Here is a 3,371-nt window from a genome sequence, read left to right on the forward strand (position 1 = left end):
CGAGAGCCTGTGGCCGTCGCGCTTGCGGCGGATGATCTCCTGCGGCAGCATCAGTCGGGCAAGCCGCCCTGGAAGACGCGCCGCAGGATCGTCGCCAGCCGCGCGCCGCCGATCGGCGCCATGTCCTTGGTTTCCCGGTGCGAGAGTTCCGCTCCGGTCATGCCGGCCGCCAGGTTGGTGATGACCGAGCAGGCGGCAACCTTGAGCCCGAGGAAACGCGCGAGAATGACCTCCGGCACGGTCGACATGCCGACGGCGTTGGCGCCCATGACGCGCGCCATGCGGATCTCGGCAGGCGTTTCGAAGCAGGGTCCGGAGAACCACATATAGACGCCTTTGTGCAGCGCCGTGCCGGTTGCCTTGGCCGCCCTTTCGATCGCGCCGCGCAGGCCGGCATCGTAGGCCTCGGTGAGGCCGACGAAACGGCGGTCGCTCGGCTCGCCGATCAGCGGATTGGAGCCGGAAAAATTGATGTGGTCGGTGATCAGCATCACCGAGCCCGGTCCCATCTCGGGATCGACCGAGCCGGCGGCGTTGGTGAGGATCAGATGCGAGATGCCGATGCCGGCGAGCACCTCCAGTGCCGGGCGCATCGCGGCGGCGTTGCCATGCTCGTAATAATGCGCGCGGCCGGACAGCATCAGCACCGGCGTGCCGGCGAAATGCCCGGCAACCACCTCGCCGGCATGGCCTGAAACACCGCTGCGCGGGAAGCCCGGCAACTCCGCATAGGAGACGCGCCTGGCATCCTTGACCTGGTCGACCAGCCCGCCAAGGCCCGAGCCCAGCACAAGCGCCGCCTTGGGCGCCAGCCCGTCCAGCTTCTCGACCAGATGATCCAGCGCTTCCTTCATTTCAAGATATCGCCCCTGAAGCCGTAAGGCAGCATCTCGCCCATGGTGACCGTCTCGGCCACGCCGGTGTTGTCGCAGAGATAGAGCTTCGTGTCCGGCCGGCAGAATTCCGCCAGCCGCTGCCGGCAGCCGCCGCAGGGCGAGCATTTGGCCATGCGTTCGGCGATCACGGCGATCTCGACGATCCTGCCGCCGCCGCCCATGATGTAATGGCCGAGCGCGGTCGTCTCGGCGCACCATCCTTCCGGATAGGACGCCACCTCGATATTGGCGCCGGTGAAGACACGCCCGTCCTCGGTGCGAAGCGCGGCGCCCACCGGGAATTTCGAATAGGGCGCATAGGCCTTGGCCATCGCCGTCTTCGCCGCCTCGAACAGATCATGCGACATCCGGTTCTTCTCTCCCACGATCTTGTTCAAATGCCGGTCGCCGAACGAAAATCCAGCCTCAGCGTTCCCGACCTCAGTGTTCCCGACCTCAGCGTTCCTTGACATAGGGCACACCACCGGCGCGCGGCGGTATGGCCTTGCCAATGAAGCCAGCCAACAGGATGACGGTCAGCACATAGGGCAGCGCCTGCATGAACTGCGCCGGCACCTTGCCGACAAGGGGAAGCGGCGACCCCTGCAGGCGGATCGAGGCCGCGTCGAGGAAGCCGAACAGCAGGCAGGCGAACATGGCGTTGACCGGCTTCCACTTGGCGAAGATCAGCGCGGCCAGCGCGATATAGCCCTTGCCCGCCGTCATGTCCTTCACGAAGCCGCCATTCTGGACCATCGACAGGTAGGCGCCGGCGACCCCGGTCAGGATGCCGGTGCAGATCAGCGCGCGATAGCGCAGCCAGGGGACCGAAATGCCGGCGGTGTCGACGGCAGCCGGGTTCTCACCCACGGCGCGCATCCTGAGCCCAAAGCGGGTGCGAAACAGCACCCACCAGGTGAACGGCACCATGGCGAAGGCGAAATAGACCAGGATCGAGTGGCCTGAGATCAGCTCGGCATAGATCGGGCCGATGATCGGCACATCCCTGATCGCCTCGGCGCCGGGCCAGATGATCGCCTCGAAGCGTTCGCCCGGCTGCAGCGCCGGCGTGCGCCCGCCCTGCTGGAACCAAGCCTGGCCGAGGATGATGGTCGATCCGGCGGCGATGAAATTTATCGCCACCCCGGACACGATCTGGTTGCCGCGATGGGTGATCGAGGCGAAGCCGTGCACCAGGGCAAAAGCGACCGAGATCAGGATTGCCGTGCCGAGGCCGATCAGGGCCGAGTGGAAGACCGCGGCGGCCGACGCCCCGGCAAAGGCGCCGACCAGCATCTTGCCTTCCAGCCCGATGTCGAAGATGCCGGCCCGTTCCGAATAGAGGCCAGCCAGGCAGGCGAGCAGCAGCGGCACAGAAAGGCGGATGGTCGAGTCCAGCACCTGGACGATTGCGTTGAACATATCCATCTCAGGCCCCTGTCCCCTTGACCGCCTGCATGCCGACCGACTTCGGACTGACCGAGGCAAAAAGCGCCTGGATGTAAGGCCTGAACATATGCTCCAGCGCGCCGGCAAACAGGATGACAAGGCCCTGGATGATGACGATCATGTCGCGGCTGATCGCCGGCATCTCGAAGGCAAGCTCGGCGCCGCCCTGGTAGAGCATGCCGAACAGGATCGCCGCCAGCACGATGCCGACCGGATGCAGCCGGCCCATCAGCGCCACCGCGATGCCGACATAGCCGGCGCCGGACACGAAATCGATCGCGACATTGTGCTGGTCGCCCATGACGGGGTTGAGCGCCATCATGCCGGCCAGCGCGCCTGAGATCATCATCGCCGTGATGATGATGCGGGTTTCCGAAATGCCGGCATAGCGCGCCGCCTTCGGGCTGTGGCCATAGGTGCGCATCTCATAGCCGAGCCTGGTGCGCCAGATCAGCAGCCAGACCAGGAAGGCCATGACCAGAGCCAGCAGGAAGCAGATGTTGAGCGGCGCCGAGCGGATCTTGGCGCCGAACAATTCAATCACCCAGTTGAGTTTCGGCAGTTCCGCCCCGGCAAGGAAATTGCGCGTCTGCGGCGCCTGCGAGCCGGCCGGCTTCAGCGCGCCGACCAAGAGATAGACCATCACCGAGGCCGCGATGAAGTTGAACATGATGGTGGTGATGACGATGTGCGAGCCGCGCTTGGCCTGCAGATAGGCCGGGATCAGGCCCCAAAGCGCGCCGAACGCAGCGGCGGCCACGATCGCGATCGGAAAGATCACCCACCAGGGCATCACGCTGTCGAGGCTCAGGCAAACGAGCGCGATGCCCAGGCCGCCTATATAGGCCTGGCCCTCGGTGCCGATATTGAACAGGCTGCAATGCGCCGCCACCGCCACCGACAGTCCGGTGAAGATGAAGGTGGTGGCATAGAAGAGCGTGAAGGCGATGCCCGTGCCCCTGCCGAAGGCGCCTTCGACGAGGATGACGGCAGCGCGGAACGGGTTCTCGCCAACCAGCATGACGACGAAACCGGCGACGATGAAGG

At 65.4% G+C, this 3,371-nt stretch carries 4 protein-coding genes; all 4 read right to left on the minus strand.

Features of this window, described 5'->3' with window-relative positions; all coding sequences use genetic code 11:
- Nucleotides 1–50: 50 nt before the first annotated feature.
- Nucleotides 51–854 (minus strand): purine-nucleoside phosphorylase, encoded by an 804-nt coding sequence (locus tag EOA27_RS28410; protein ID WP_127257795.1) that lies wholly within the window; start codon nucleotides 852–854, stop codon nucleotides 51–53.
- Nucleotides 851–1,243 (minus strand): cytidine deaminase, encoded by a 393-nt coding sequence (gene cdd, locus EOA27_RS28415; protein ID WP_126081399.1) that lies wholly within the window; start codon nucleotides 1,241–1,243, stop codon nucleotides 851–853. The genes EOA27_RS28410 and cdd overlap by 4 nt, the downstream gene beginning before the upstream one ends.
- Before the next feature lie 88 nt (nucleotides 1,244–1,331).
- The gene (locus EOA27_RS28420; protein WP_126081398.1) at nucleotides 1,332–2,303 is read right to left on the minus strand and encodes an ABC transporter permease; all 972 of its coding nucleotides are present in this window, start codon (nucleotides 2,301–2,303) and stop codon (nucleotides 1,332–1,334) included.
- Between the two features lies 1 nt (nucleotide 2,304).
- The coding region (locus EOA27_RS28425) for an ABC transporter permease (RefSeq protein ID WP_145970580.1) at nucleotides 2,305–3,371 on the minus strand (1,067 nt) is incomplete at its 5' end.

This window comes from Mesorhizobium sp. M2A.F.Ca.ET.037.01.1.1 (assembly GCF_003998075.1).
Taxonomy (GTDB): Bacteria; Pseudomonadota; Alphaproteobacteria; order Rhizobiales; family Rhizobiaceae; genus Mesorhizobium.

What these genes read in the sequence shown, in the direction of transcription:
- EOA27_RS28410 (WP_127257795.1), bottom strand. Translation starts at nt 854, where the DNA reads ATGAAGGAAGCGCTGGATCATCTGGTCGAGAAGCTGGACGGGCTGGCG.
- cdd (WP_126081399.1), bottom strand. Translation starts at nt 1,243, where the DNA reads ATGTCGCATGATCTGTTCGAGGCGGCGAAGACGGCGATGGCCAAGGCC.
- EOA27_RS28420 (WP_126081398.1), bottom strand. Translation starts at nt 2,303, where the DNA reads ATGGATATGTTCAACGCAATCGTCCAGGTGCTGGACTCGACCATCCGC.